This window comes from Streptomyces sp. NRRL F-5650 (assembly GCF_000721365.1).
Lineage (GTDB): Bacteria > Actinomycetota > Actinomycetes > Streptomycetales > Streptomycetaceae > Streptomyces > Streptomyces ardesiacus.
In genome coordinates this window covers 97,157-119,263 of record NZ_JOGV01000012.1, presented here as the reverse complement: position 1 = coordinate 119,263, position 22,107 = coordinate 97,157, and the positions used below count along the sequence as shown (strand labels likewise).

Below are 22,107 nucleotides of genomic sequence, written 5' to 3'. Positions count from 1 at the left end.
GCCCCGCATCCCTTGTCTCCCCCTGACCGATCCCCTAGGGAACCCGGGGGCCGGGGTCAGCTCTCCGGCGGAGAGAACACCACCAGGACGCGCAGGTCCTCGCTGATGTGGTGGAACTTGTGGGCGACACCGGCCGGCACGTAGACCACGCTGCCGCGGGCGACCTGCGTGGTCTCCATGCCCACGGTGATCGCGGCCCGCCCGCTCACCACGAAGTACACCTCGTCCTGGGCGTGCGGCTTCTGGGGGTCGGTCGTCCCCGCGTCGAGGGCGTACAGGCCGACCGACATGTTCCGCTCGCGCAGGAACTGCAGGTAGGCACCGTCGTTGGCGGCGCGCTCCGCCTCCAGTTCGTCCAGCCGGAATGCCTTCATCGCCTCGTCCGTCCCTGCCTCACCAGTCGTTTCCGATCGTGTCTGCCACGATCAGACACATGAAGAATTTCCTAGTCAAGACGATCGCCAACGCGGGAGCCCTCGCGGTCGCCGTGTGGCTGCTCGACAAGATCACCCTGACCGGGGGGAGCACCGGGGAGAAGGCCGCCACCCTGATCGTGGTCGCCCTGGTGTTCGGCCTGGTCAACATGGTCGTGAAGCCGATCGTGCAGGTGCTCACCTTCCCGCTGTTCATCCTGACCCTCGGCCTGTTCACGCTGGTGGTGAACGCGCTGATGCTGTTGCTCACGTCGTGGGTGGCCGACAAGCTCGACCTGAGTTTCCACGTCGACGGGTTCTGGACCGCCGTCCTGGGCGGCCTGATCATCTCGGTCGTCTCCTGGGCGCTCAACGCGTTCCTGCCCGACGGGGACTGAGCCCGATGACCTACCGCGTCTGTTTCGTGTGTACGGGCAACATCTGCCGCTCCCCGATGGCCGAGGCCGTCTTCCACGCGCGCGTGGCGGACGCCGGGCTCGACGACCTGGTCGAGGCCGACAGCGCCGGTACCGACGGCTGGCACGAGGGCGAGGGCGCCGACCCGCGCACCATCACCGTCCTGGCGGAGCACGGCTACGGCCTCGACCACACGGCCCGGCAGTTCCAGCAGTCCTGGTTCTCCCGTCTCGACCTGGTCGTCGCCCTCGACGCCGGGCACCTGAGGACCCTGCGGCGCCTCGCCCCCACGGAGCGGGACGCGGCCAAGGTGCGCCTGCTGCGGTCGTACGACCCGGCCGCCGCCGACGCCGGCGACCTGGACGTCCCTGATCCCTACTACGGGGGCCAGGACGGCTTCGAGGACTGCCTTGAGATGGTGGAGGCGGCGAGCACCGGACTGCTTGCCGCGGTACGCGAACAAGTGGAAGGACGGGCGGCATGAGCCACTCCGCTACGAACGACGGCGACGGTGCGGCCACCGGCGGGTCCTCTTCCGGCCCCGGCGACGGCACACGCGCGGTGCGCGCCGGGCTGCCCGAACCCGTCAAGCACGAGCCGACCCTGCCTGGCCCGGTATTCGCCGCCCACTTCCACCTGCCGGGCGACCCGACGGGTCCGTACACCTACGGCCGCGACGAGAATCCCACCTGGACCCACCTCGAGCGCGCCATCGGCGAGCTGGAGGCACCCGGCCGGACGGACGTGGAGACACTCGTCTTCGCCTCGGGCATGGCCGCGATCTCCTCGGTGCTCTTCTCGCAGCTCCGCGCCGGGGACACCGCCGTCCTCCCCGACGACGGCTACCAGGCTCTGCCCCTGGTGCGTGCGCAGTTGGAGGCGTACGGCATCGAGGTGCGCACCGCACCCACCGGCCGGGACGCCCAGCTCGACGTCCTGGACGGGGCGAAGCTGCTGTGGATCGAGACGCCGTCGAACCCGGGGCTCGACGTGTGCGACGTACGGCGGCTGGCCGAGGCGGCACACGCGCGCGGCGCCCTGGTCGCCGTCGACAACACCCTCGCCACACCACTCGGACAGCGTCCGCTGGAGCTCGGCGCGGACTTCTCGGTGGCGAGTGGCACCAAGCAGCTGACCGGTCACGGTGACGTCCTCCTGGGCTACGTGACCGGCCGCGACGCCGAGGCGATGACCGCCGTACGGCGCTGGCGCAAGATCGTCGGAGCGATCCCCGGGCCCATGGAGGCCTGGCTCGCACACCGCTCGATCGCCACCCTGCAGCTCCGTGTGGACCGGCAGGACGCCACCGCGCTCAAGGTGGCCGAGGCACTGCGGGGGCGGCCCGAGGTCACCGGTCTGCGCTATCCCGGGCTGCCCGAGGACCCGTCCCACAAGGTCGCCTCGCAGCAGATGCGGCGCTACGGCTGCGTCGTCTCCTTCACGCTGCCCTCACGCGCGCGTGCCGATCGTTTCCTCGACGCCCTGCACCTGGTCGAGGGCGCCACGAGCTTCGGCGGGGTGCGCTCCACCGCGGAGCGGCGTGGGCGCTGGGGCGGTGACGCGGTACCGGAGGGCTTCATCCGGCTCTCGGTGGGTGCGGAGGACCCCGACGACCTGGTGGCGGACCTGCTGCGCGCCCTGGACGAAACGGCGGACTGACGCCGCCGCGCTGCGCCCTGCGTGCCGGACGGTCCGAGCCTCCCCCCTCGTGGCTCGGACCGTCCTCGCGGCCCACGCACTTCCGTTTCAACGCGCGAAGAGCCGTGCGCTCCAGGCTAGTTGACTGAATGTCAGTGTCCAATCACGCAGGCGACAGCGACCTATCGACATATTTATAGTTGGGCGCTGCGGGGGCCGGAGAAGAACAGAAGAGGGGACGGGTTTTCCGTGGATCTGGCCTTGCTCCGTACCTTCGTCACCGTGCACCGGGCGGGTTCGTTCACCCGCGCTGCGGCCCTGCTCGGCCTCTCGCAGCCCGCCGTCACCTCGCAGATCCGTACGCTGGAGCGTCAGCTCGGCCGCCCGCTGTTCCTCCGGCAGGCCCGCGGGGTGACCCCGACGACCGTCGGTGACGAACTCGCCCACAAGGCCGCGCCGCACCTCGACGCCCTGGTGGAGGTCGCCGAGGCCGCACTGGCGGACGCTTCCTCCCTGCGGACCCTGCACCTGGCCGGGCCCCCCGAGTTCATCGCCGAACGGGCGCTGCCCGCGCTGTCGGAGCTCACCGGGGAGGACGGCCGGCCCTTCGCCCTGCGTATCTCGTTCGGCAACACCGAGGAGATCCTGGAGGGTCTGGCGGCGGGTCATCACGATCTGGCCATCGGCACGGCCCGTCCCCGCGGCGCGCTGCTCACGTCGACGCCGCTCTGCGACGAGGTGCACGTCCTGGTCGCCGCGCCCGGCTGGGCGGAGCGGGCCGGTGCCGAGAAGCTCGGTGCCACGGGCGCCTCGGCCCTGGCAGACGTCCCCGTGGTCGAGGTGCACGAGTCGCTGCCGTTCGTCACCCGCTACTGGGCCTCCGTCTTCGGCGCCCGGCCGGCCGCTCCGGCCACCGTCGTCGTTCCCGATCTGCGCGCGGTTCTCGCCTGCGCCATCGCGGGCGCGGGGCTCGCCGTGCTGCCCCGCTACCTGTGCGCCCGGGCGTTGGAACACGGTGACGTCGTCGCCCTGCACGATCCGCCGGTACCGCCGTTGCGGACGTACTTCCTGGTGGCGCGCACCGGCACGCTGGCTCTTCCGCACATCTGCCGGGCCCATGAGGGATTGCTGGCCGCGGCCGCGGCCTGGAACTGAACCGGCGGGCCGGGCGTGCGCCCGATGTTTCACGTGGAACCAGCCGGGCCACATTTCTCCCATGACCGTCCGACCCGTGGTCAAGCGCACCGCTCGCGCCGTCCTGCTGGACGGCGACCACCTGATCCTGATCAAGCGGACCAAGCCCGGCGTCGACCCGTACTGGGTCACTCCCGGAGGCGGGGTCGAACCGGACGACAGCACCGTCGTGGACGCCCTGCACCGCGAGGTGTACGAGGAACTCGGCGCGAAGATCACTGATGTGGTGCCCTGTTTCGTGGACACCGTGGAGCACATCGGTGAGGACGGCGGCGCGACCGGCGTGAAGGTGCAGCACTTCTTCGTCTGCAGACTGGAATCCATGGATCCGTCCCTGCGGCACGGCCCCGAGGTCGACGAGCCCGCCGGTGAGTACGAGATCGTCAGGGTGCCGTTCACCCGGGTCGGAATCGCCTCGGTCCACCTCGTACCGCTGTCGCTGCGGCACTATCTGGACGGCAACATCGAGGGTGTGCGCGCCATGCACGCCCCCGACCTCGGCTGAACGGCGTGGCCGAAAGCCCGTGCGTCCCGCCGGAAAGGGGTGGACGCGGACGGCCGCTGTCGGACAGCCTGACCTGCGTGCCGACTCCTTTCCTCGCCTCTGCACCGATCCGCCGTCTGACGCTCCGGGATCTCGCCGCCTGCGCCGACCTGTCCGAGGACCGGGGGTGGCCTCGCGAGGAGCACAAGTGGGGGTTCCTCCTCACGGCCGGACGGGGATACGGCATCGACGACCCCGACGGCGGCCTCGTCGCCGCCTGCACCGTCACCGAGTACGGCCCCCACGAGCGTCCGGCGCTCGCAGCCATCGGCATGGTGCTGGTCGCCGAGCGGCACGCCCGCCAGGGCGTCGGACGCCGGCTGATGCGCCACCTCGTCGATGCCCTGGGCGCCGTTCCCCTCACCCTGCACGCGACGCCGTACGGCCGGCCGCTCTACGAGGAGCTCGGTTTCAAGGTGACGGGCCAGGCGGAGATGGTGCGCGGCCGTTTCGTCCCCGGCCGGCCGGAACCGCAGCCCTTCACGCGCGCGGCCACCGCCGAGGACCTTCCGGCGATCCTCCGGCTCGACGAAGAGGTTTTCGGCGAGGACCGCACCCACATCGTCACGCGGCTGCCCGCCTTCGCCGACCAACTGCGCGTCGCCGAGGAGGACGGCCGGATCACCGGGTACGCCGCGGCCTGGCCGAACATGGACACCCACGTGGTGGGTCCGCTGATCGCCCGTGACACCCAGACGGCCAAAGCCCTGATCGACTCGCTCGCCGAGCACACGGACCGGCCGCTGCGCACGGATGTCGACGTGCGGCACGAGGAACTCCTGGCGTGGCTGAAGGAGCACGGGCTGTCCACGGTCGCCGCCAACGCGGTCATGAACTACGGGATCACCGAACTGCCCGGGGACTGGACCCGGCGGTTCGCGCCGCTCACGGTGGCGGCGGGCTGACTTCGGCGCCCCGTCACCGCGGCACGGCGCCGCCACTTCACGAGCGCCACGGGAACCGGCGCCGGACGGACGGCCGCTGCGGGGGCGCTGCTGTCAGGTGAGGCTTCGCACGGCGGCCGAGGCGAAGCCGTGGTCCTGCTCGGGCGCGCCTCCGCCCACTCCGACCGCGCCGATCAGCCGGCCTTCTCGGTGCACGGGTACGCCGCCCGCGATGAAGAGCAGCGGCCGGTCGAGTGCCGTGGGCAAGGTGTGGAAGAGGCCCCCGGGCTGCACCGCGTCGACGAGGTCGGCGGTCGGGGCGTTCAACTGGAGTGCCGTGTAGGCCTTGCGGGTGCTGGTCTCTCCCGAGATCAGCACGTCGCGGTCGTCGCGCCGGAAGGCGAGCAGGTGCCCCCCGGCGTCGAGGACCGTGACGCTGACGGTCACCCCGGCCGCCTCGGCGGCCTGGCGGGCGGCAGTGACGAGGGCTTCGGCATCCCGGGTCGTCAGCGGGGTGACGGCAGTGGTGCTCATGGTCGTTCTCCTTGGTCGTGCCGGGTGGTGAAGTGCCTCGGTGGTCGGCGAGGCGTCGGTGGCCCGTGAGGCGCGGCGCGGGAGCGGCCCTGACCCCGCGACCCGCCCGGGGACGTTCAGTGGTGGACGGCGGCCCGCTGCTCGGTGGGCACGGACCCCGCGACGACTGGCCCGGGCGCACTCGCGCGCCGTTCCAGGCCGGCCGAGAGGACGGCGAGGACCAGAGCGGCGGCGGCGAGCACGGCGCCGACCCAGTTGGGAGCGGTGTATCCGTATCCGGCCGCGATGACGACGCCGCCGAGCCACGCGGAGAGCGCGTTGCCGAGGTTGAAGGCGCCGATGTTCACCGCGGAGGCCAGCGTCGGTGCGCCGTGGGCGTGGTCCAGGACGCGCTTTTGCAGCGGAGGGACGGTGGCGAAGCCCAGGGCACCGATCAGGACGACGGTCACGGCGGACGCGATCTTGTTGTGCGCGGTGAGGGTGAAGAGGGCGAGGACGACGGACAGGGCGCCGAGGGAGATGTACAGCATGGGCATCAGGGCGCGGTCGGCGAACCGACCGCCGACGAGGTTGCCGCCGACCATGCCGAGGCCGAAGAGGACCAGCAGCCAGGTGACCGAGCCGTCGGCGAAGCCCGCGACCTGGGTCATCATCGGCGCGATGTAGGTGATGGCCGCGAAGACCCCGCCGAAGCCAAGGACGGTCATGGCCATCGCGAGCAGGACCTGGGCGTTTCCGAACGCGGCCACCTCGTGCCGCAGCCGCACGCCCTCTGCCCTGGGCACGTCGGGGACCAGCTTGGCGACGCCGACGAGGCCGACGACTCCGAGCGCGGCGACGACGGCGAAGGTGACACGCCAGCCGACGGACTGTCCGATCAGTGTTCCCAGCGGCACGCCGACGACATTGGCGACCGTCAGGCCGGTGAACATCATCGCTATGGCGCCGGCCTTCTTGTGCGGCGCGACCAGACCGGCCGCGACGACCGATCCGATGCCGAAGAAGGCGCCGTGCGCGAGCGAGGCGACCACGCGGCCGATCAGCATGACGGAGAAGACCGGGGCGAGGGCGGAGAGCACGTTGCCGACGACGAAAAGGCCCATCAGCAGCATCAGCATCCGCTTGCGCGGGATCCGGGTGCCGAGCACCGTCATCAGCGGGGCGCCGAACATCACGCCGAGCGCGTACCCGGTCACCAGGTAGCCGGCGGTGGGGATGGAGACCCCGTAGTCGCTCGCGACCTCGGGCAGCAAGCCCATGATCACGAACTCTGTCGTTCCGATCCCGAAGGCCCCGATCGCCAGGGCCAGAAGCGCGAGAGGCATGGAGGGGTACACCTTCCCAAGTCATTGCAGGAGCGCTTTGCAGTCGCCGACAATAATTGCATACGCTGGCTATATGCAAGCGCAGGCAATTGCGCACCTGGGCTACCCTGGCTTCAGCCGCTCCTGGACGGAGGAACCACATGACGGCGACGGACCCGGCGCTCACCGCTCTCTCCCAGGGGTGGTGCGCCCTTTCCCTGCTGCACGGGAGGATCGAGGCCCACATCGAGCGCGCTCTGCAGACCGGGCATGACCTGAGCGTCCGCGAGTACTCACTGCTCGACGTACTGAGCCGGCAGCACGACGGCGACGGGGGGCATCTGCAGATGAAGCAGGTGGCCGACGCAGTCGTCCTCAGTCAGAGCGCGACCACCAGGCTGGTCACCCGGCTCGAGGACCGGGGCCTGCTGGAGCGCTACCTGTGCCCCACCGACCGGCGCGGCATCTACACCAACGTCACCGCGGCGGGCCTGCGCCTGCTGAGCGAGGCGCGGCCCACCAACGACCTGGCCCTGCGCGAAGCCCTCGACGAGGCGGCCGCCAACCCCGACCTCGCCCCGCTGGTCCGTGCGGTGGAGACTCTGAAGGCACCCGTGCCCGCCTAGACCCAGTTCTAGAGTGCAGGCATGGGAGATCTGGAAATACGCCCCACCACCGCCGAGGACGTCCCGGCAGTCGTCGCGATGCTCGCCGACGACCCCCTGGGCGCACAGCGCGAATCACCGGACGACCTGGGCCCGTACCTGGCCGCCTTCGAACGGCTCCGGACCGACCCGAACCAGCATCTGGTGGTGGCCGTCCGGGAGGACCGGGTCGTCGGCACCCTCCAGCTCACGATCGTCCCCGGCCTGTCCCGGCGCGGGGCCACCCGTTCGATCATCGAGGGCGTCCGTATCCACGGCGACGAGCGCGGAAGCGGCTTGGGCACCCAACTCATCGAGTGGGCAATCGACGAGTCACGGCGGCAGGGATGCCACCTGGTGCAGCTCACGTCCGACAAGACCCGTACCGACGCCCACCGCTTCTACGAGCGTCTGGGCTTCTCGCCCTCGCACACTGGCTTCAAGCTCCCGCTCTGATCACTGGCAGCCCAGCTTCCGGCCTCACCGTGTGCGGCTCTGTTTCACGTGAAACAGAGCCGCACACACCGGACGGCCGTCAGCCGATTCCCTGCCATCCCCGGGGATCCACACCACCGGGCACGGCGGCACCCTCTTCGTACGGCTGGCGCGTGAAGACGAAGGAGCCGAGGTCCAGGTGGTCCACGGTTCCGTCCGGGCGCCGCACAGCTCGCAGCACCTCCCCCGCGTAGTAGCCCTCCAGCCCCGTCCAGCTACCGTCACCGTTCGCCCGGAAACGTGAACGGCGTCCCCGGCCCGACAGCGGACCCAGCGAGACACCTCCGTCGGCGGCGAGCCGCAGGGCGAATGCCTGCGTCCCCCAGTACCACTGCCCCGCCAGCTCCAGTACGGAGGAGTCGACATCCCGCAACGGACGCCACGGATCCGGGATCCGGGGCTCGGCCTCCGCGACGATGCGCACGAGATCGGCTCCCACCTCGGCGATCAGGGGCCCGGAGGTGCAGTTGGTCAGGACCACCGCGGCCACGTCGTCCTCCACGTCGATCGTGAGGTTGGCCAGGAAGCCCGGCAAGGAGCCGGAATGGCCCACCAGCAGCCGCCCGTCCCGGTGCTGGAGCTGCAGCCCCAGCCCGTAGGCCGCACCGTCCACGACATCCGCCGCCTCGGCCGGTGCGGCGGGTGCCCGCATCTCCCGCACGGTCTCCACGTCGAGCACGGTGTCGTCTCCCTGCGTCAGGAAGACGGCGAACCGCGCCAGGTCCCCGGTCGTCGACCAGAGCTGCCCGGCCGGAGCCATCACCCCGAGGTCCTCGGCGGGCTCGGCCAGCATCACATCGGCCCAGGGGTGCACCGCCCAGCCGTCGGCGTGCGGGGCACTGGGCCGCGCGGACGTACGCTCCAGCCCCAGGGGGTCCAGCACCTCCCGCTGCAAGACCTCCGCCCACGGAGCCCCGCGCAGCTTCTCGACCAGCGCGCCGAGCAAGGTGTAGCCGGGGTTGGAATAGTGGTGGCGCCGGCCCACCGGGTGCAGGAGCGGCTGCTCGCCCAGCACGTCGGGGAGCCTGGGCCGCAGGGAACCCGGTGTCCGCTCCCACCAGGGGGCGGGCGACTCGGCGGCCAGCCCGCCCGAGTGCGCGAGCAGTTCGGCGATCGTGGCCTCCCCCGCGCCGGTGCCCGGCAGGTGCTTCTCCAGCGGGTCCCCGAGATCGAGCAGACCCTCGTCACGCAGCCGGAGGACCAGGACCGCGGTGAAGGTCTTGGTGATCGAGCCGATCCGGTACTGCACGTTGGCATCCGGACCGTGCCCGTCGACCGAGGTTCGCGCGCCGTGCCACACGGTCCGCCCGCCCCGGACCACCGCCGCGACCAGCGACGGCGTACGCCCCTCGGCCTGGGCCACGGCGATGCGGTGTGTCAGCGCCCGGCGGGTGGCGGGAAGCAGCTCTTCCTGAAATGTCGTCATGCGCCCAGTCCACCGGCCCGAACACCTCACGTCGAGCCGATTTCTCCGTGGCGCTGGCCCCCCACATGGGAGAGACACCTCACATGGCCGTCCGTCAGGTCTGTGCCATGTCCACGAAGCGCGAGTAGTGGCCCTGGAAGGCGACCGTGATCGTCGCCGTGGGGCCGTTGCGGTGCTTGGCCACGATCAGGTCGGCCTCGCCCGCGCGGGGCGACTCCTTCTCGTAGGCGTCCTCGCGGTGCAGCAGGATGACCATGTCGGCGTCCTGCTCGATCGAGCCGGACTCACGCAGGTCGGAGACCATGGGCTTCTTGTCCGTACGCTGCTCGGGGCCGCGGTTCAGCTGGGAGAGCGCGATGACCGGGATCTCCAGCTCCTTGGCCAGGAGCTTGAGGTTGCGGGACATGTCCGAGACCTCCTGCTGCCGGCTCTCGGCGCGCTTCGAACCGCCGGACTGCATCAGCTGGAGATAGTCGATGACGACCAGCTTGAGGTCGTTGCGCTGTTTGAGCCGACGGCACTTGGCGCGGATCTCCATCATCGACAGGTTCGGGGAGTCGTCGATGTAGAGCGGGGCTGCCGACACATCGGGCATCCGGCGCGCCAGCCGGGTCCAGTCGTCGTCCGTCATCGTGCCCGACCGCATGTGGTGCAGCGCGACCCGGGCCTCGGCGGACAGCAGACGCATCGCGATCTCGTTGCGCCCCATTTCGAGGGAGAAGATGACGCTCGGCAGGTTGTTCTTGATCGATGCGGCTCGCGCGAAGTCCAGCGCCAGGGTCGACTTGCCCATCGCGGGACGCGCGGCGATGACGATCATCTGGCCGGGGTGCAGGCCGTTGGTCAGCGAGTCGAAATCCGTGAACCCGGTGGGCACCCCGGTCATCTCGCCGCTGCGCGACCCGATCGCCTCGATCTCGTCGAGCGCGCCCTCCATGATGTCGCCGAGGGGCAGGTAGTCCTCGCTGGTGCGCTGCTCGGTGACGGCGTAGATCTCGGCCTGGGCGCGGTTGACGATCTCGTCGACGTCGTCGTCGGCCGCGTACCCCATCTGCGTGATCCGGGTGCCGGCCTCCACCAGGCGGCGAAGGACCGCCCGCTCGTGCACGATCTCCGCGTAGTACGCGGCGTTCGCGGCCGTCGGCACGGTCTGGACGAGGGTGTGCAGATACGAGGCGCCGCCGACCTTGTTGATCTCACCGCGCTTGGTGAGCTCGGCGGCGATCGTGATCGGGTCGGCCGGCTCGCCCTTGGCGTACACGTCGAGGATGGCCTGGTAGACCGTCTCGTGGGCCGGCTTGTAGAAGTCGTGGCCCTTGAGGATCTCGACGACGTCGGCGATGGCGTCCTTGGACAGCAGCATCCCGCCGAGAACGGACTGCTCGGCGTCCAGGTCCTGCGGCGGCACCCGCTCGAACGACGGGGCACCGCCGTCCCACGCGCCCGTGTCCGCACCGCGCTGGTGCTGCTCGTCACGGCCGCGGCCCCCCTCTCCGCGGCGGCGGGAAGCGGGCAGACGATCACTGGGGCCACTGTCGGCCCACGGGTCGTCCAAGGGCTCGGAAATGCTCACCGAGCCACCTCCTCCCGTCCGCCGAGCGGACCTCGCCGTGCCCCTCATTTCTACGGCACGGCACCGACAAATAAGACGCCCAACTCCGGTTCTGGCGCGTCGGTTTTGTGATGATTCACCGGCCGACGGACGGAGCGGGCGCCGGACAACCGTAGGCCCGCGGGCACCGTCAGCCAATCTGGTTATCCACAGGCCATGTGGACGACGGGCCAGATGCTGTGGAGAACTCCGCAAAACCTGTGCACGACCCGGTGGACAGCCCTGTGAACAAGCCCGCACCCGTCCCCGGAAAGCGGGTCTGACCTGCACCGTTACCGTCCACCGCCTGTGCAGAAGAAAAACTTGCCCGGTCGGACCAAGATCACTTCAACCCGTACCCAGAAGGACACGGGGTGAGAGCCTTCGTAAGGGTTGCCATCGCTTTGCATCTCTTACCTGTGGACGATTAGATTGGTGCTCATGACACAGGCCCCCGCGCGCACCCGGACGGCCCGGCGCCGACACGACAGAGAGATCGTCGCGCTGGCCGTCCCGGCCTTCGGCGCGCTCGTCGCCGAGCCCCTTTTCGTCATGGCCGACAGTGCCATCGTCGGTCATCTGGGAACGGCCCAGCTGGCCGGACTCGGCATCGCCTCGGCCTTGCTCACCACAGCCGTCAGCGTCTTCGTCTTCCTCGCCTACGCCACGACGGCGGCCGTCTCCCGCCGCGTCGGCGCGGGCGACCTGCAAGCGGCGATCCGCCAGGGCATGGACGGCATCTGGCTGGCATTGCTGCTCGGCGCCGCCGTCATAGCGGTCGTCCTGCCCACGGCCCCCTCCCTCGTGGCACTCTTCGGCGCCTCCGAGACGGCGGGCCCCTATGCCACGACCTACCTGCGGATCTCCGCGCTCGGCATCCCCGCCATGCTCGTGGTGCTGGCCTCGACCGGTGTCCTCAGGGGGCTGCAGAACACCCGCACCCCGCTGTACGTGGCGGTGGCCGGCTTCGTCGCCAACGCCGTCCTCAATGTCGTGCTCGTCTACGGCGCCGGGCTCGGCATCGCCGGTTCGGCCTGGGGCACCGTCATCGCCCAGTTCGGCATGGCCGCGGTCTATCTGTGGGTGGTCGTGCGCGGGGCCCGACGATACGGGGCCTCCCTGCGGCCGGACCTGGCCGGCATCAGGGCCTCCGCCCAGGCCGGGGTGCCCCTGCTCGTGCGGACGCTCTCCCTGCGGGCAATCCTCATGATCGCGACGGCCGTTGCGGCTCGTCTCGGTGACGCCGACATCGCCGCGCATCAGATCATCCTGTCCCTGTGGAGCCTGCTCGCCTTCGCTCTCGACGCCATCGCCATCGCCGGGCAAGCCATCATCGGGCGGTATCTGGGTGCGGGTGACGCCCAGGGCGCGCGGGAGGCCTGCCGCAGGATGGTGGAGTGGGGCATCGCGGTCGGAGCCCTGCTGGGCCTGCTCGTAGTGCTGTCCCGCCCCGCGTTCCTGCCGCTGTTCACCGGCGACTCGATGGTCAAGGACGCCGCCCTGCCCGCACTGGTGATCGTGGCCGTCGCGCAGCCGGTCTGCGGGGTGGTCTACGTCCTGGACGGTGTTCTCATGGGCGCGGGCGACGGTCCCTACCTTGCCTGGGCCATGCTGCTCACCCTGGCGGTCTTCACTCCTGCGGCGCTGCTCGTCCCCACCCTCGGCGGTGGGCTCACCGCCCTGTGGGTGGCCATGACGCTGATGATGGCGATGCGCCTGGTCACGCTCTGGCTGCGTACCCGATCGGGTCGCTGGATCGTCACCGGTGCGACGCGCTGAACGTTTCACGTGAAACGGAGAAACGGAGAAACGCGACGTTCCGCATTCACCGCGGCTGCCGACCACCGCACAGAGAAGGGCCGCATCTCCCAGCGGGGGATGCGGCCCTTCTCATCGCTTCACCGAGAGCAGTGCTCAGGCAGCGACGACCTCGATGCTGACCTTGGCGTCAACCTCGGGGTGCAGACGCACGGACGTCTCGTGGGCGCCCAGGGTCTTGATCGGCGTGCCCAGCTCGATGCGGCGCTTGTCGACCTCGGGGCCACCGGCGGCCTTGATCGCCGAAGCGACGTCGGCCGGGGTGACGGAGCCGAAGAGACGACCGGCGTCGCCGGAGCGGACGGCCAGACGGACCTTCACACCCTCGAGCTGGGCCTTCACCTGGTTGGCCTGCTCGATGGTCTGGATCTCGTGGATCTTGCGAGCACGACGGATCTGCTCGACGTCCTTCTCGCCACCCTTGGTCCAGCGGATCGCGAACTTCCGCGGGATCAGGTAGTTGCGAGCGTAGCCGTCCTTGACGTCGACGACGTCGCCCGCGGCACCGAGGCCGGAAACCTCGTGGGTGAGGATGATCTTCATGATTCGGTCACCCTTCCCTTATCGCGCGGTGGAGGTGTAGGGCAGCAGCGCCATCTCACGGCTGTTCTTCACGGCCGTGGCGACGTCACGCTGGTGCTGGGTGCAGTTGCCGGTCACGCGGCGGGCACGGATCTTGCCGCGGTCGGAAATGAACTTCCGCAGCATGTTCGTGTCCTTGTAGTCCACGTACGTGACCTTGTCCTTGCAGAACGCGCAGACCTTCTTCTTCGGCTTGCGCACAGGCGGCTTCGCCATGGTGTTTCTCCTGTGTGATCAAGAAGTGTGGGGTACGGGCCCGCCTAGAAGGGGGGCTCGTCCGAGTAGCCGCCGCCACCGCCGCCGCCGCCGGAGTTTCCACCCCAGCCGCCGCCACCGCCCTGGTTGCCACCGGCGGAACCGCCGGTCGCCCAGGGGTCGTCGGCGGGAGCGCCGCCGCCCTGCTGGCCGCCACCGGGGCCGCCGCCCCAGCCGCCGCCACCCTGGCCACCGCCGCCACCGCCGCCGTAGCCGCCCTGGCCACCGCGGCCCGAGGTCTTGGTGACCTTGGCCGTGGCGTTGCGCAGGCTGGCACCGACCTCGTCGACGTCCAGCTCGTAGACCGTGCGCTTGACGCCCTCACGGTCCTCGTAGGACCGCTGCTTCAGCCGGCCCTGCACGATGACGCGCATGCCTCGCTGGAGCGACTCGGCGACGTTCTCCGCCGCCTGGCGCCAGACCGAGCAGGTGAGGAAGAGGCTCTCGCCGTCCTTCCACTCGTTCGTCTGGCGGTCGAAGGTGCGGGGGGTCGACGCGACGCGGAACTTCGCGACGGCCGCACCGGACGGGGTGAAGCGCAGCTCGGGGTCGTCGACAAGATTGCCGACGACCGTGATGACGGTCTCGCCTGCCATGGGGAACCTCTCGGCGGGTTTGCTGCTCTGGCTGCTTGGTTGCTGCTACTCGGATCCCGGGATCGAGCTGAGCGGGAGGCTCAGTGGGTCTCGGGACGGAGGACCTTGGTCCGGAGGACCGACTCGTTCAGGTTCATCTGGCGGTCGAGCTCCTTGACGACCGCAGGCTCGGCCTGCAGGTCGATGACCGAGTAGATGCCCTCGGGCTTCTTCTTGATCTCGTACGAGAGACGACGACGGCCCCAGGTGTCGACCTTCTCGACCTTTCCGCCGCCGTCACGGACGACAGAGAGGAAGTTCTCGATCAGCGGGGAGACAGAGCGCTCCTCGAGATCGGGGTCGAGGATGACCATCACCTCGTAGTGACGCATGTGGAACCCACCTCCTTTGGACTCAGCGGCCACGGTCGTTCCGTGGCAGGAGGGTTGCGATGCGTTCGCACCGGCATCAACGAGTAAACCAGGACCCACTGACAATCGGGCCTCCTCCGTGGAGGCGGCCCGGTCCGTGGCCGGCAACAGACACCGGTGCGGAAGGTACAGCGTACCCGGCCGCCGCCTTGCGGTTGAAATCAGGCCCGGAGGGGACACAATCGGTAGTCAGGGATGTGAGGGCGAAAACACACTGCCTTCGGCAGGAGGTTCTCCATGGCACACATCATGCGACCCGCCAAGCCCCGGACCGGCTTGCTAGCCACGGACGGCAGACCACACCCCCTCCAGGACGCGCTGCTGGCCGTGACCGTGGTCCTCGGCGTTCTCGCCCTCGCCACCGCGAGCTTCCGGGGGCTGCACATCCTGACCTCCTGGGCAGGGCTGCTGGGCGTCCTGAGCGGCGGGTACGGCCAGTACGTCTCCGAGACGACACGGGAGCGCTTCGGGCTGGTGCTGGGTCTCGGCGCCTCCGCGTTCGGTCTGTTCTTCGGCATCTACCACGGCGGCTTCGTCGGCTGATCCGCGGTGCCGGCCGCCCGGCCGGCGCCACTTCTTCCAGCCGTACGCCGAACGGGGCGCTCACAGGGCGCAGTAGGCTTCGCGCGAGAGCCGGAGCCCCTGAACCCATGGGGACACACCAGCCCGAGGAGCGCCCCGAATGAGCCTGACCCTGAGGACCATCAGTCGCGAGCAGCATCTGGCCTACATCCAGAGTCTGCCTGCGGCGAGTCACATGCAGGTCCCGGCATGGGCGGACGTCAAGGCGGAATGGCGCTCGGAGAACCTCGGCTGGTTCGACGACCGGACCGGTCAGCTGGTCGGCGTGGGTCTCGTCCTCTACCGGCAGCTTCCCAAGATCAAGCGTTACCTCGCCTATCTCCCCGAGGGCCCGGTCATCAACTGGTTCGCGCCGAACCTCCAGGAGTGGATGGAGCCGATGCTGGCGCACCTCAAGCAGCAGGGCGCCTTCTCCGTGAAGATGGGTCCGCCGGTGATCATCCGGCGCTGGGACGCGGCTTCCATCAAGAAGGGCATCCAGGACCCCGACGTCAAGCGTCTGCGGGACATAGAGGCGGACCACATCGAGCCCCGCGCCTTCGAGGTGGCCGACAAGCTGCGGCGCATGGGCTGGCAGCAGGGCGAGGACGGCGGCGCCGGCTTCGGTGACGTGCAGCCCCGCTACGTCTTCCAGGTACCGCTGGCCAACCGCTCCCTGGAAGAGGTCCACAAGAACTTCAACCAGTTGTGGCGCCGCAACATCAAGAAGGCGGAGAAGGCCGGTGTCGAGGTGGTCCAGGGCGGCTACCACGACCTCGAGGAGTGGCAGCGGCTGTACGAGATCACGGCCGTGCGCGACCACTTCCGGCCGCGTCCGCTGTCGTACTTCCAGCGCATGTGGGCGGCCCTCAACAACGAGGACCCGAACCGCATGCGGCTGTACTTCGCCCGGCACAACGGGGTGAACCTGTCGGCCGCGACGATGCTGGTCGTCGGCGGGCACGTCTGGTACTCCTACGGCGCCTCGGACAACATCGGCCGCGAGGTCCGGCCGTCCAACGCCATGCAGTGGGCGATGCTGCGCGACGCCTACGCGCTGGGCGCCACCGTCTACGACCTGCGCGGCATCTCCGACTCCCTCGACGAGAGCGACCACCTCTTCGGCCTGATCCAGTTCAAGGTGGGTACGGGCGGTCAGGCGGCCGAGTACCTCGGCGAGTGGGACTTCCCGCTGAACAAGCTGCTCCACAAGGCGCTCGACATCTACATGTCGCGGCGCTGACCGCACAGCCCATCCCCGATCCGCACCTCTGACAGCCACGAGAAAGGTTCCAGGTCCGGCCATGGCGCTCACGCTCTACGTCGACACCGCGCGCTGGCGGGCGCACCACAAGCACGTGCAGGAGCAGTTCCCCGGGCTCGTCCCGGTCTGCAAGGGCAACGGCTACGGATTCGGTCACGAGCGGCTGGCGGAGGAGGCCACGCGGCTGGGCTCGGACGTACTGGCCGTCGGCACCACCTACGAGGCCGCCCGCATCAAGGACTTCTTCGGCGGGGACCTGCTGGTCCTCACGCCGTACCGGCGCGGTGAGGAGCCCGTCCCGCTGCCCGACCGGGTCGTGCGCTCGGTGTCGTCCATCGACGGCGTGTACGGCCTCGTGGGCGCGCGGGTGGTCATCGAGGTGATGTCCTCGATGAAGCGGCACGGCATCAGCGAGCAGGACCTGCCGCAGCTGCACGCCGCCATAGAGAACGTCCGGCTCGAGGGCTTCGCCATCCACCTGCCGCTGGACCGTACCGACGGCTCGGACGCCGTCGAGGAGGTCATCGGCTGGATGGACCGGCTGCGCGCGGCCCGGCTGCCGCTGCACACCATGTTCGTCAGCCACCTCAAGGCCGACGAGCTGGCCCGGCTCCAGCAGCAGTTCCCGCAGACCCGCTTCCGCGCCCGGATCGGGACCCGGCTGTGGCTGGGCGACCACGAGGCCACCGAGTACCGCGGCGCGGTCCTGGACGTCACACGCGTCACCAAGGGCGAGCGTTTCGGCTACCGGCAGCAGAAGGCCGCTTCGGACGGCTTCCTGGTGGTCGTGGCGGGCGGCACGTCGCACGGGGTGGGTCTGGAGGCGCCGAAGGCGCTGCACGGCGTCATGCCGCGGGCCAAGGGCGTCGCCCGGGCCGGCCTCGCCACGGTCAACCGGAACCTCTCGCCGTTCGTCTGGAGCGGCAAGCAGCGCTGGTTCGCGGAGCCGCCGCACATGCAGGTGTCGATCCTGTTCGTCCCCTCGGACGCGGCGGAGCCCAAGGTGGGCGACGAGCTGGTGGCCCACCTGCGGCACACCACCACGCAGTTCGACCGCATCCTCGACCGCTAGCAAGCGGGCCGTACCGGCTCGCAGGCCGTACACGACGTCCTGACGATCCTCGTGACCGTCGTGTACGGCCTTTTGCGTGTTCGCGCCGCGCGTTCGCTCAGAGCGAACCGCCGGGTTCGCGGTCCTTGCCCCAGTGCACCTGTGGTCCCTCGAAGTGGGGCGCCAGGGGCTCGGTACGAGCCGCGGGGCCCAGGACGAAGACGTCCTCCGCGCCGTCCAGCACACCGCCCGACGGGTCGTCCTCGCCCGTCCGCCGGACTGGGTCCCGGTCCGGCATCAGGATGTCGCGCACGACCATGGCGCACAGGAACAGGGTCCCGAGCAGGTGCAGGCCGATGGCCCAGTGGTAGCCGTCCGTCGGCAGTCCCTTGTGGGCGTCGCCGCTGGTCGTGTACGCGAGGTACATCCAGATGCCGAGGAAGTACGCCACCTCGCACGCCTGCCAGATCAGGAAGTCCTGCCATTTCGGCCGGGCCAGCACGGCCAGCGGCACCAGCCAGAGCACGTACTGCGGTGAGTAGACCTTGTTGGTGAGGATGAAGGCCGCGACGATCAGGAAGGCGAGCTGCGCGAACCGCGGGCGCCGGGGAGCGGCCAGCGTGAGCGCCGCGACGGCACCGCAGCACAGCAGCATCAGGAGCGTGGCGAGTGTGTTGACGGTCTCGGTGCTGAGCGGGTCGTCGGAGTTCTGGGCCAGGATCAGCCAGAAGGACCCGAAGTCCACTCCCCGTTCCTGGCTGAACGTGTAGAACTTCGACCAGCCGTCGAAGGCAAAGAGCATCACCGGCAGGTTCACGACGAGCCAGGCGAGGGCCGCGCCCCCCAGCGCTGTTCCGAACGGCCGCCATTTGCCCGCGCGCCAGCACAGGACGAGCAGGGGACCGAGGATCAGGAAGGGGTAGAGCTTGGCGGCCGTGGCCAGGCCCAGCAGCACGCCGAAGGCCAGCGGACGCTCCCGGGACCACATGAGGAGGGCCGCGGCCGTCAGGGCGACCGCCAGCAGGTCCCAGTTGACGGTGGCGGTCAGCGCGAAGGCGGGGGCCAGGGCGACCAGCAGGCCGTCCCAGGGGCGCCGGGCATGGGTGCGCGTCACGCAGACGGCGATGACGGCCGCACAGACCATGAGCAACCCGGCGTTGACCATCCAGTACCACTGCTCCTGGTCCTGGATGGTGCCGCTGCCGGGCGTGAGCCAGGACGCGACCTCCATGAACAGACCGGTCAGCACGGGGTACTCCAGGTACTCCATGTCGCCGGGGAGCTTGTCGAAGTACGGCACGAGCCCGTCGACGAACCCACGGCCCTGGTAGAGGTGCGGGATGTCCGAGTAGCACGCGTGGGTGTACTGCGAGCTTGCTCCGAAGAACCAGGCGCCGTTGTAGCACGGGGCTTTCTGGACCAGTCCCAGGGCGAACATGCCGATCGCCACGAGGGCGATCACCCGCACAGGGGTCCACCAGGAGGTGCCGAGCAGGGCACGTCGGCCCATCGGGCCGCCGATCAGTTCGCTGCCGGCCGCGGCAACCGGGTCCTGCTGTGTCGGCCGTACTGGGTCCGGCTCGTGCACGCTCGCTGGCGTCGATTCTGCGCTGGGCATGGGGGCCATCCTGCCGTACGCACCCGGGAACACGCCGGGGCCGCCGCACCCTCGTGGGTGCGGCGGCCCCGTTTCACGTGAAACTCATGGGTGTTTCACGTGAAACACCCGGCTTGCGGCTAACCGTTCGCGCCCCAGATGGTGTTTCCGCGGCTGTTTCCGTTGTTGTCGCCCTCTTCACCCGTCTCACTGGACGTCGGTGAAGGCGATTCACTGCCCTCGGAGCCGCCCGGGCCATTGCCCCCGTTGCCGTTGCCGGGGTTGCTCCCGTCGTCACAGTTCCAGTCGAAGACACCGCACGTATTGCTCGGCGCGGGAGGTGAGGGGGCGGTCTCCGTGTCGCTGGGTGACGGAGTCGGAGACGGAGTGGTCTCCTCGGTCTCGGACGCGGAGGGGGAGGGGGAGGGCGTCGGGGTCGGCGACGGGGCGGCGTTGACGACCTCGCCGATGGGCTGCGGCGCCGGGAACTTCTCCGCCTTCAAGCCCTTCACCGCCTCCGACATGTAGTCCTTCCAGATCGTGGACGGGAAGGAGGCACCGTGGATCTTCTTCTCGCCACCCGTCCCATACATCTCCAGGAACGTGCGGTCCTTCATCGTCTCGTCGTCCGGGTAGCGGTACATGCTGATCGCGGTCGAGAGCTGCGGGGTGTAGCCCACGAACCAGGCGGACCGGTTGCCGTCCGTCGTACCGGTCTTGCCCGCCACCTCGCGGCCGGGAAGCCTGGCGTTCTTACCCGTTCCGTCCTGGACGACCGTCTTCAGGATGTCGGTGACGTTGTCCGCGACCTGGGCCGTGAATGCCTGCTTCTCCTCGACCTTGTGCGTGTAGATCGTGCCGTCCTTGCTCGTCACCTTGGTGACGGAGTACGGCTCACGGTGCTTGCCGCTGTCCGCGAAGGTGGCGTACGCGCCCGCCATGCGGATGGCACTGGGGTCCGAGATACCGAGGGAGAAGGACGGGAAGTCGGCGCCGGTCAGACTGTCCTCCAGGAGCCCGGAGTCGACGGCGGCCTCCTTCACCTTGTCCAGGCCCACATCCATGCCGAGCTGCACGTAGGCGGAGTTCACCGACTCCCGCATCGCCTCCCGGAGGTCGATCTTGTAGTTCGGCGGCTCACCGACGTTGTCCTGACCGTCGTTCTCCTGCCGCCACTGCTCGCCCTTCTCGTTCTCCCAGATCGACCCGTCGTAGTTATTGATCTTGAGATTGTTCTTGCCGCTGTAGAGGCTCTTCGGAGAGACGATGGTGCGCTCGTCCTGGGCCTGGACAGGGCCGAGGTCCGGATCGCGCACACCCCACTTCATCGCCGCCGCGAGCACGAACGGCTTGAACGTCGAACCGACCTGGGCACCGGTCACGTCGGCGTTGTTGGTGAAGTGCTTGGTGGCGTCCTCGCCGCCGTAGATGGCCTTGATGGCCCCCGTCCGGGTGTCGATGGACGCCCCGCCGAACTGCACGTGGGTGTCCGTCTCGGGGCGCTTCTTGGGGTCGATCTTCTCCTTGTAGACCTTCTGAACGGCCTTCTCCATCTCGTCGACCTTCTTCTTCTCGAAGGTCGTGTAGATCGAGTAGCCGCCCTTCTCCAGTTGCTGCTCCGTCACCTTGCCGCTCTTGAGCACGGAGGACTTGGCGAGCCGGACGAGATAACCGATCTGGCCGCCCAGCTTCGCGTTCGACTGCGGGTTCTTCGTGGTGGGCAACTCGGTGTACTTGGCCCGTTCCGCCTGGCTGAGGTGCCCGTACTCCACCATCTTGTCCAGGGTGTCCTGCATCTGGGAGTGGGCGCGCTTCTTGTTGGCTTCCGGGGTGGCCGCCGGGTCGATGGAGACCGACCCCGCCGGGTCGTAGTAGGTCGCGCCCTTGAGCATCGCCGACAGGAAGGCGCACTGCCCCGGGTTGAGGTCGACGGCGTCGACGTTGAAGTACGCCCGCGAAGCCGCCTGGATGCCGTAGGCGCCGCGGCCGTAGTAGGCCGAGTTCAGGTAGCCCTCGAGGATGTCGTCCTTGGAGACGTCGGCACCGACCTTGATCGAGACGAAGATCTCCTTGACCTTGCGGGAGATCGTCTGCGACTGGTCGTTCAGCATCGCGTTCTTCACGTACTGCTGGGTGATGGTGGACCCACCCTGCGTGTCACCGCCCTTGGCCATGTTGAACACGGCGCGGGCGATGCCCTTGGGGTCGATGCCGCTGTCGGAGTAGAACGTCTTGTTCTCCTGCGAGATGACGGCGTTGCGCATCTCCTTCGGGATCTGCGAGAGATCGACGCTCTGGCGGTTGCGGTCACCGCCCGTGGCCACCATCTGGGTGTTGTCGGCCCAGTAGTAGACGTTGTTCTGCGCCGTGGCGCTCTCGTCGATGACAGGAATGGTCACCATGGCGTACGCGAGACCGGCGGCGCCGACCAGGCAGCCGAAGAACGCGATGCAGAGCCCGGAGACCAGCCTCCAGGAAGGCACCCAGCGGTGCCACCCGTCCTTGTCGTGGCGCGGGTAGTCGATCAGCCGCTTCTTGCCGGGTGCGGCGGCACGCCCGCGCCCGGCCGCCGCCGAGCCGCCGGACGCCCCTCGCCGGCCGCCGCGGCCCGGTTCGGCCGCTCTGCGACGGCCGCCCCCGTTCCGCTGTGCCGCGCGCCGGGCTTCGGCACGGCTGCCGTACGCACGCTCCTCGTTCTCCGGACCGTACGAGCCGGACGGAGACCCTGTGGCGCCTCGCGGTGCCGCACGGCGGCCGGAGGACGAGCCGGACTGACCGCGTCGGGCCGCGGCACGTCCGCCTCCCTGCGGCTGCGGCGGTTTGCGACGGTGCTCGCTCATCGAACGACTACTCCTCGGGCAGGCGCACCCTTGCGCGCCTGGTAAAGGC

23 protein-coding genes are annotated in these 22,107 nt (G+C 69.5%); 12 read left to right on the top strand and 11 right to left on the bottom strand.

Translation table 11 applies throughout. The features are described 5' to 3' along the window. Positions 1-56 precede the first annotated feature (56 nt). Positions 57-374: a cupin domain-containing protein gene (locus IG88_RS0114640; protein WP_003975009.1), complete on the bottom strand. Its 318-nt coding sequence runs from the start codon at positions 372-374 to the stop codon at positions 57-59. Positions 375-433: 59 nt separating this feature from the next. Between IG88_RS0114640 and IG88_RS0114635 the strand changes: the two genes are divergently transcribed. From IG88_RS0114635 to IG88_RS0114610, 6 genes are all read left to right on the top strand, one after another. Next, complete coding sequence (locus IG88_RS0114635; protein WP_031040082.1) at positions 434-811, top strand: phage holin family protein; 378 nt, start codon at positions 434-436, stop codon at positions 809-811. 5 nt (positions 812-816) lie between these two features. Next, complete coding sequence (locus tag IG88_RS0114630; protein ID WP_031040079.1) at positions 817-1,314, top strand: low molecular weight protein-tyrosine-phosphatase; 498 nt, start codon at positions 817-819, stop codon at positions 1,312-1,314. Then, a complete protein-coding gene (locus IG88_RS0114625) occupies positions 1,311-2,489 on the top strand; it encodes a cystathionine gamma-lyase (protein ID WP_031040076.1) in 1,179 nt (392 codons plus the stop codon). The genes IG88_RS0114630 and IG88_RS0114625 overlap by 4 nt, the downstream gene beginning before the upstream one ends. Before the next feature lie 228 nt (positions 2,490-2,717). Next, positions 2,718-3,623, top strand: coding sequence for a LysR family transcriptional regulator (locus IG88_RS0114620; protein ID WP_031040072.1), 906 nt, complete (start codon positions 2,718-2,720; stop codon positions 3,621-3,623). Positions 3,624-3,684: 61 nt separating this feature from the next. Then, positions 3,685-4,167, top strand: a complete 483-nt coding sequence (locus IG88_RS0114615; protein WP_031040069.1) for an NUDIX domain-containing protein — start codon at positions 3,685-3,687, stop codon at positions 4,165-4,167. Between the two features lie 77 nt (positions 4,168-4,244). Further along, entirely contained in the window at positions 4,245-5,111 is an 867-nt protein-coding gene (locus IG88_RS0114610; protein ID WP_031040065.1) for a GNAT family N-acetyltransferase, read from the top strand. Between the two features lie 93 nt (positions 5,112-5,204). Here IG88_RS0114610 and IG88_RS0114605 read toward each other — a convergent pair whose 3' ends face one another. After that, positions 5,205-5,624, bottom strand: coding sequence for a GlcG/HbpS family heme-binding protein (locus IG88_RS0114605; protein WP_031040063.1), 420 nt, complete (start codon positions 5,622-5,624; stop codon positions 5,205-5,207). A 116-nt stretch (positions 5,625-5,740) separates the two neighbouring features. After that, positions 5,741-6,949: an MFS transporter gene (locus IG88_RS0114600; RefSeq protein ID WP_031040061.1), complete on the bottom strand. Its 1,209-nt coding sequence runs from the start codon at positions 6,947-6,949 to the stop codon at positions 5,741-5,743. A 140-nt stretch (positions 6,950-7,089) separates the two neighbouring features. On the opposite strand from IG88_RS0114600, the gene IG88_RS0114595 reads away from it, so the two are divergent. Both IG88_RS0114595 and IG88_RS0114590 read left to right on the top strand, forming a co-directional pair. Then, complete coding sequence (locus IG88_RS0114595; protein ID WP_031040058.1) at positions 7,090-7,554, top strand: MarR family winged helix-turn-helix transcriptional regulator; 465 nt, start codon at positions 7,090-7,092, stop codon at positions 7,552-7,554. Positions 7,555-7,575: 21 nt separating this feature from the next. Next, entirely contained in the window at positions 7,576-8,028 is a 453-nt protein-coding gene (locus IG88_RS0114590; RefSeq protein ID WP_031040056.1) for a GNAT family N-acetyltransferase, read from the top strand. A 79-nt stretch (positions 8,029-8,107) separates the two neighbouring features. Here IG88_RS0114590 and IG88_RS0114585 read toward each other — a convergent pair whose 3' ends face one another. Further along, positions 8,108-9,493 (bottom strand): serine hydrolase domain-containing protein, encoded by a 1,386-nt coding sequence (locus IG88_RS0114585; protein ID WP_031040052.1) that lies wholly within the window; start codon positions 9,491-9,493, stop codon positions 8,108-8,110. Positions 9,494-9,587: 94 nt separating this feature from the next. Beyond that, a complete protein-coding gene (gene dnaB / locus IG88_RS0114580; RefSeq protein WP_031040050.1) occupies positions 9,588-11,066 on the bottom strand; it encodes a replicative DNA helicase in 1,479 nt (492 codons plus the stop codon). Positions 11,067-11,525: 459 nt separating this feature from the next. Here dnaB and IG88_RS0114575 point away from each other — a divergent pair, with 459 nt between their 5' ends. Then, on the top strand, positions 11,526-12,863 hold the full coding sequence (locus tag IG88_RS0114575; RefSeq protein WP_031040047.1) for an MATE family efflux transporter: 1,338 nt from the start codon (positions 11,526-11,528) through the stop codon (positions 12,861-12,863). Positions 12,864-12,998: 135 nt separating this feature from the next. Here the strand turns inward: IG88_RS0114575 and rplI are convergent, their stop codons facing one another. From rplI to rpsF, 4 genes are all read right to left on the bottom strand, one after another. After that, entirely contained in the window at positions 12,999-13,445 is a 447-nt protein-coding gene (rplI, locus tag IG88_RS0114570; protein ID WP_030403087.1) for a 50S ribosomal protein L9, read from the bottom strand. 18 nt (positions 13,446-13,463) lie between these two features. Next, complete coding sequence (gene rpsR / locus IG88_RS0114565; RefSeq protein WP_003949403.1) at positions 13,464-13,700, bottom strand: 30S ribosomal protein S18; 237 nt, start codon at positions 13,698-13,700, stop codon at positions 13,464-13,466. A 44-nt stretch (positions 13,701-13,744) separates the two neighbouring features. Continuing rightward, entirely contained in the window at positions 13,745-14,335 is a 591-nt protein-coding gene (locus tag IG88_RS0114560; protein WP_031040043.1) for a single-stranded DNA-binding protein, read from the bottom strand. An 80-nt stretch (positions 14,336-14,415) separates the two neighbouring features. Next, entirely contained in the window at positions 14,416-14,706 is a 291-nt protein-coding gene (rpsF, locus tag IG88_RS0114555; protein WP_019324683.1) for a 30S ribosomal protein S6, read from the bottom strand. Between the two features lie 276 nt (positions 14,707-14,982). Here rpsF and IG88_RS0114550 point away from each other — a divergent pair, with 276 nt between their 5' ends. From IG88_RS0114550 to IG88_RS0114540, 3 genes are all read left to right on the top strand, one after another. Beyond that, complete coding sequence (locus IG88_RS0114550; RefSeq protein ID WP_031040040.1) at positions 14,983-15,288, top strand: hypothetical protein; 306 nt, start codon at positions 14,983-14,985, stop codon at positions 15,286-15,288. Positions 15,289-15,427: 139 nt separating this feature from the next. Beyond that, a complete protein-coding gene (gene femX, locus IG88_RS0114545; RefSeq protein WP_031040037.1) occupies positions 15,428-16,549 on the top strand; it encodes a peptidoglycan bridge formation glycyltransferase FemX in 1,122 nt (373 codons plus the stop codon). Between the two features lie 61 nt (positions 16,550-16,610). Then, on the top strand, positions 16,611-17,642 hold the full coding sequence (locus IG88_RS0114540) for an alanine racemase (RefSeq protein ID WP_031040035.1): 1,032 nt from the start codon (positions 16,611-16,613) through the stop codon (positions 17,640-17,642). Positions 17,643-17,739: 97 nt separating this feature from the next. On the opposite strand, the gene IG88_RS0114535 is transcribed toward IG88_RS0114540, so the two are convergent. After that, positions 17,740-19,248 (bottom strand): glycosyltransferase family 87 protein, encoded by a 1,509-nt coding sequence (locus IG88_RS0114535; protein ID WP_031040032.1) that lies wholly within the window; start codon positions 19,246-19,248, stop codon positions 17,740-17,742. Between the two features lie 110 nt (positions 19,249-19,358). Beyond that, positions 19,359-22,058: a transglycosylase domain-containing protein gene (locus tag IG88_RS0114530; RefSeq protein ID WP_234332148.1), complete on the bottom strand. Its 2,700-nt coding sequence runs from the start codon at positions 22,056-22,058 to the stop codon at positions 19,359-19,361. Between the last annotated feature and the right edge of the window lie 49 nt (positions 22,059-22,107).